The sequence below is a fragment of the Streptococcus sp. HMSC073F11 genome (assembly GCF_001810785.1).
Lineage (GTDB): Bacteria > Bacillota > Bacilli > Lactobacillales > Streptococcaceae > Streptococcus.
Genome location: NZ_KV802690.1, coordinates 765,893 through 771,354 on the forward strand (window position 1 = coordinate 765,893; position 5,462 = coordinate 771,354).

6 protein-coding genes are annotated in these 5,462 nt (G+C 37.9%); all 6 read right to left on the reverse strand.

The genetic code is table 11. The features are described 5' to 3' along the window. Window positions 1–30 precede the first annotated feature (30 nt). Window positions 31–879 (reverse strand): DNA-processing protein DprA, encoded by an 849-nt coding sequence (dprA, locus tag HMPREF2764_RS05365; protein ID WP_020902792.1) that lies wholly within the window; start codon window positions 877–879, stop codon window positions 31–33. An 87-nt stretch (window positions 880–966) separates the two neighbouring features. Beyond that, window positions 967–1,656, reverse strand: a complete 690-nt coding sequence (locus HMPREF2764_RS05370; protein ID WP_070527772.1) for a sugar phosphate nucleotidyltransferase — start codon at window positions 1,654–1,656, stop codon at window positions 967–969. 11 nt (window positions 1,657–1,667) lie between these two features. Beyond that, window positions 1,668–2,546 carry a DMT family transporter gene (locus tag HMPREF2764_RS05375; RefSeq protein ID WP_000791828.1) on the reverse strand — a complete coding sequence of 293 codons (879 nt, stop codon included), beginning with the start codon at window positions 2,544–2,546 and terminating at the stop codon, window positions 1,668–1,670. Next, on the reverse strand, window positions 2,536–3,405 hold the full coding sequence (licA, locus tag HMPREF2764_RS05380) for a choline kinase LicA (RefSeq protein ID WP_020902791.1): 870 nt from the start codon (window positions 3,403–3,405) through the stop codon (window positions 2,536–2,538). The genes HMPREF2764_RS05375 and licA overlap by 11 nt, the downstream gene beginning before the upstream one ends. A 16-nt stretch (window positions 3,406–3,421) precedes the next feature. Beyond that, complete coding sequence (locus HMPREF2764_RS05385; RefSeq protein WP_070527775.1) at window positions 3,422–4,444, reverse strand: ribitol-5-phosphate dehydrogenase; 1,023 nt, start codon at window positions 4,442–4,444, stop codon at window positions 3,422–3,424. A gap of 4 nt (window positions 4,445–4,448) precedes the next feature. Next, on the reverse strand, window positions 4,449–5,156 hold the full coding sequence (locus HMPREF2764_RS05390; protein ID WP_000638493.1) for an IspD/TarI family cytidylyltransferase: 708 nt from the start codon (window positions 5,154–5,156) through the stop codon (window positions 4,449–4,451). Window positions 5,157–5,462: the final 306 nt, after the last annotated feature.

Consider the following 5,462-nt stretch of genomic DNA (forward strand, 5'->3'; position numbering starts at 1 on the left):
GACGTGGTTTGAAGAGATTTTCGAAGAGTATTAAAATTCAAATTCTGCAAGAACATCCTGCCCACTGGTGACCAATTTTGCCCCTTCTTGAATCAAATGATGGCAACCGTCTGATAGTCCATCTAAAATACTTCCAGGAATAGCAAAAACATCGCGTCCTTCTTCCATTGCCCTCTCACAGGTAATGAGACTACCTGAGCGCATCTTAGCCTCTGCTACAATCACACCTCGACAAAGTCCAGCAATGATGCGATTACGGGCAGGAAAATGAAATTTTAGAGGTTGTTCACCAAGTCCATATTCACTAAGAATCAGATGGTCATTGCCGATGTAGTCTTGCAAACGTTTATTGGCTTTAGGATAAAACACATCCAAACCTGTTCCAATCACTGCAATGGTTTTTCCACCATTCTGAAGAGCTGCCATATGGGCTGCTGTGTCAATGCCCTTGGCTAATCCACTTACGATTACCAGTTCATTTTCCAAGCCTTGAATGACTTTTTCAACTGACTTAGCTCCCTGTTTGCTACAAGCACGACTGCCCACAACTGCTACCTTAGGAAATTTCAAGAGGTCAAGATTTCCCTTGTAAAATAAAAGCACAGGCGCATCGTATATTTCACTTAAATCCCAAGGATAACAGTCGTCTAAAATAGAGAAAGATGGAAATTTTTGAAACTCCTTCTCCAAATGCTTATCGTCTATCTGAAAATAACGTTCCATAAAAACAGCTGGATTTCTGCAACCTGATATATCTGCAATATCTCCTAACAACAGTTCTTGATCGACATTTTCACCGTATTCTAGAACGTTTAAAATCTGTTGATTGCTCAAACCTGATTTTTTCAATTTATAGATTTCATAGTTTGTGATTTTCATAAATATCTCCATTTCTTTTTCTACTCATCTATCTATTCGTAAAAAATCAAAAAAACATCCGACTATTTTAGCCAGATGTTGGAATCTTTAATTTTCGTTTTTAAGAATTTCTTCTAATTTATGATAGTCATGGACACTATCGATTTCATAGATACTATTGCCTTCTAATTCTTCAACATAGACATCCAGCTCTTTGATATTATCCTTAACCATATTGTCCCAGTAGAGATCAACAAATTCACCACTTGCATAAGCCTTGTCAATAAAGCTGACAATCTTTTCTGCAGTTGGAGCATCCCAGAAGGATACACCACTAAGGATGCGACCTGCCTTGCTATCAACAATAATGTCTTGAACTTTGTAGTCATCGCCATAGACTAAGAACCATTCATTAGTACAATCTTCACGATAGACACTAAAATAAGTCGAACGTGTCAAATCATTGCGGAACATATTTTTAAAGAGATAATTATCGGCATCAATAACATAGCTGTTAGCTAATTCTTCTTTTACAAGATAGAGAGAGTAAAAGTTATTGTAGTCAGCGTATTTATCATTGAAGACGAGGCGAACACCATATTTCTCTTTTAAATAATCGAATTGTTCTTTAAGGTAACCAACGATGATGATGATGTCGTTAATTCCTTTTTCTTTGAGAAACTCAATTTGGTATTCAATCAGGGGTTTTTGATTAACCTGAACCAAGGCTTTAGGGGTATTTTCAGTCATAGGACGCAAGCGAGTTCCCAAGCCCGCTGCTAAGATGATGGCTTTCACACGAATCTCCTTTATTCTTTAATAATAATATAAACTCCAGCAATAACGACAAGTGACGTAATAATTGTCAACATATCTAGCGGTGCACCCAAGAAAACAACTGCAAACAAGACTGTCCATACTACATAGCTCACGTTAAGACCTGTAGCCTTGGCTGGTTGCAAGCGATTGATAGCGATATAATAAGCCAAGTAGGAAATCATATCAAAGGCTGCAAAGACAATCATAAGACCTAACAATTGTCCATTAGCTACTTCTGCAAATGACTGATGAGAGAAGAGCACAATCACAAGATAGGACAAGAATGAAGTCACTTGACGGATTAAGAGGGCTTCGATTTCACTCAATTCACTTTCCATAGCAAAGGAGCTAAGAACACTCTCACTTCCCCATGCAATAGCACAAACCAAAGCACAGAGAATACCAATGTAGAAGGAATTGACCTGTTCAACCTTATAGGTCTGAGCAATAATCCCTGCAATAATCAAGACAATCCCAAACACAGTATTTTTCGAAATCTTGTGCTTCAAAAAGAAGAAAGCCAATAAAACTGAAATCGCAGGATAAATAGCCGATACAGATGAAGCTAAAGAACTACCGATATACTTAACTGCATAAAGATTGGCCTGCATACCGATAGGGCCTGCTAGCAAGGCTCCGATGATCACACTAACATTGCGAATATTTAAGAAAATTGAGAGACGAACTTTTCCTTCTTTTACCAAGAGAAAAGCTAGTAAGATAAAGATACTCAAGAAATCGTGAGCAGCGGCTACCACAAAGGGCGACAAGTCAGTAAAAATTGAAAAGATATAAGCACTAATTGTCAGACCCAACCCCCAGAAAATACCTGAGAGTAGACCAAAAGAAACTCCATTTTTATTTTTCATCTGAACCTCCATAATAGGACAAACCTTTGACAGCTCTTTGGTAACGATTCACACCATAGTCACCAAAATCTGCGCCTTGCTCTTCCTTATAGACTGTCCATAAACTCCAAATAGTATCTTGTAAAATTTTATAGATCGCAATCTTTTCACGAGAAACAGGTGTTTGCTCACTGTCATAGTGAGATAGGAAGGCTTCTTCCTCTTGACGAGTGAATTCAGACTCTAAAAAGAGGGCAGCCAAATCCCACATTGGATCGTTCATTGATGAATATTCCCAGTCAATCAAATAAAGTCGTCCTTGAGGTGATTCGATAAAGTTTTCAGGCACCAAATCGATATGACAAGATTTTCTGTCAACACCTAAGTCAGCCAATCTTTTCTCTAAGGAGAAGACTTCTTCTCGAACAGCTTCATAGTTGGCATACGGGATTTTTTCTTCAATCAAAGATTCGTATTTTTTGATTTCTTCAAAAGGAGCAAATTCTCCTCTTAATTCCTTACCAGAAGCATGAATGGTTTGTAAAATTGGAGCAATTTTATCAAACTTGGTCTTGATTGACGTTGAATCAAGCGTAATCGCAGATTCGATATACTCATTTACTTTGATACCAGCTTCAATATCAAAAAGATAATTTTTTACATCTAAGTCTAAATCCTTTAGTAGTTCAAGATTGTACTTTTCATCTTGACGATTGATCAGCTTTTCTGTCCCTTTACCAAAGAACTTAACGATGTATTGCTTATTTGTTGTTTTGACCAAATAGTTTTGATTGGTCATTCCCCCCAGTTGTTCAACACTGAGGACTTCCTCTTCTTCACTAAGTAGGGAAGAAATTTTCTCTTTAATGATTTTCTCCACAATTAACCTCCAGCACCTATACTTCCCACTTAAACACGGTTTTAAAGGCTGTGTTTAAATCGGTTGCAAAGACACGGTGAATATCTTTAATTTCTCTTACAGGTTCTTCTAGATAAAGGATATTTTTAAGACGATTGGCAAATTTCTTGACTTCCATCATTTGGATTGCATTTTCAAAATCGATGCGGCCAGAACGAGAAGATCCAACTAAGACCAAGCCTTTTTCTAAGGCATCGCGTGTATTGAGATTGACTTTATACTCGCTAACTCCCATCATGAGAATCGTTCCCTGAGGACGAATATAGCGAATCAAGTCATTAATGGCTGGTCCAGTACCATCACCACCACAACACTCAAAAGCGTGGTCAAAGGCCAAATCTTCAGGAATATTGTCAGTAATATAGCATTCTTTGGCAAATGAGAAAAGTTCCAATTTTTCCCAATGACGACCAATAACCACAATCTCTGCTTCTGGCAAAGTATAGTTGATAATATTGGCAACCACAAATGCTAAACTGCCATCTCCGATAACAGCGATTCGGTCCCGCTTGCTATGAGCAAGGGTCAATAAGCGATTCATAGCATGCATACCGACACTGACAAACTCTGTAATGGCTGCAACCGTGTCTTCAATAGCATCATAAGCCACCACACGGTCTTTAGGGAGAGAAACAAACTCTCTCATAAAGCCATCAAAGCCACTAGACAAGAAATGGGTCCCTGTCATGTAGTTTTCATAGAATTCTTCATCACTCTGCATAGGAGGCTGATTCGGAATCATGACAACTTTTTGACCAACTTCGTAGATTCCTGTAGGGTCAGAAATAACGGTTCCACACGACTCGTGAATCATTGCCATTGGAAGTTTTTTATTCAAAACCTTGGGATCACGTTTCCCCTGGTAGTAACGCTGATCCGCATGACAGACCGCCATATAATTAGGGCGGATGAGGATATGATTCTCTTGGTCAATAGCCTCTTCCTGATATTTGACATTGATAAACTTAGGCTTAGTTAGTTGATAAATTTGATTAATCATTTTACTAGTCTTTCTCAATCATACTTTTTGCAATCTTCAAATCTGTTACGGTTGTAATCTTCAGATTTGAGTATTCACCCTTGGCCAAGGCCACATCTTTTCCTTTAATCACAAAGATTTTACATGCATCTGTCAAGATTTCCTTCTCTTCAGCAGAGAGAGAACCGTAAAGGTCCATGAAGTCCTTGCAACGGAATGTTTGAGGTGTTTGTCCTTGATAAAGGTGAGCACGATTTGGAATATCTGTAATGAATTGACCATTGGTACTTTCAACGATAGTATCAACCGCTTCTACCACTGTGTCCACTGCGTCATGATTTTGCGCAAGTTTGATATTGTCTTGAATCATGCGAAGTGTAATAAATGGACGAACAGAATCGTGGGTAACAACGATATCCTCTGGAGTAAGCGGACGATAAGCATCAATGGCTTCAATGATTTTCTCAATACTCGTATTACGGTCAGCACCACCCTTTGTAATGATGATACGTTCCTTATGAAGAGGAAGATATTTATCTACAAGATCTTCTGCATGAGAAACCCAGTCCCCATGAACCCCAACTACAATTTTTTCAATACTTGGTTCCAAGACAAATTTTTCAATTGTATGAATCAAAATAGGTCGATCACCTAGCTCTAAAAATTGTTTTGGCAAGTTACTGATTCCCATGCGTGTGCCAGTTCCACCAGCAAGAATTCCTGCATAAATCATCTATTTTCTCCTTTGTCTTACAAAAAAACTTATTCTCTCTATTATACCACAATCTAGTCCTATCATGAAAGAAATACCGGCCCTCCCGTTCTAGAATAGAAGGATTAAGGAGTTCTATTATTCAAAAAAACTAGTCCATTTCTAGTAATGACTAGGAATTCGGTAGTCATTACCAATAAATGGCTGTGAAATTTTAGAGTTCTTCAGAATAATATAGTTTTCTTAAAGAAAGCTTAAAATCAAACTTTGAAACTTCAAAGTGATTACTTGACTTATACTCAATGAAAATCAAAAAGCAAACTAGGA

Coding starts and splice junctions, on each gene's coding strand:
- dprA (WP_020902792.1), bottom strand. CDS start 879: ATGAAAATCACAAACTATGAAATCTATAAATTGAAAAAATCAGGTTTG.
- HMPREF2764_RS05375 (WP_000791828.1), bottom strand. CDS start 2,546: ATGAAAAATAAAAATGGAGTTTCTTTTGGTCTACTCTCAGGTATTTTC.
- HMPREF2764_RS05390 (WP_000638493.1), bottom strand. CDS start 5,156: ATGATTTATGCAGGAATTCTTGCTGGTGGAACTGGCACACGCATGGGA.
- HMPREF2764_RS05385 (WP_070527775.1), bottom strand. CDS start 4,444: ATGATTAATCAAATTTATCAACTAACTAAGCCTAAGTTTATCAATGTC.